A 241-nucleotide genomic window follows, 5' to 3' on the forward strand; every position below is an offset into this window, starting at 1 on the left:
GCCGCACGCCCCGCCGCATCGGCCAGCACCAGCCGCGGCGCCGCCTCCCCCAGAATCTGCCGCAGCCGCGCGCCCGGATACGCCGCATCCAGCGGCACATACGCGCCCCCCGCCTTCAGGATCGCCAGCAGCCCCACCACCATCGCCGCGCTGCGCTCCACGCACATCCCCACCGGCTGATCCGGCCTGACTCCGAGTGCGATCAGATGATGGGCCAGCCGGTTGGCCCGCGCATTGAGCT

At 73.4% G+C, this 241-nt stretch carries 1 protein-coding gene; it reads right to left on the bottom strand.

Annotation, left to right across the window (positions count from 1 at the left end; all coding sequences use genetic code 11):
• Nucleotides 1-241: AMP-binding protein (locus tag ACLFKU_RS44980; RefSeq protein WP_410853542.1), on the bottom strand; the 241-nt coding region annotated here is incomplete at both ends.

The sequence above is a fragment of the Paraburkholderia sp. EG304 genome (assembly GCF_046543485.1).
GTDB lineage: Bacteria > Pseudomonadota > Gammaproteobacteria > Burkholderiales > Burkholderiaceae > Paraburkholderia > Paraburkholderia youngii.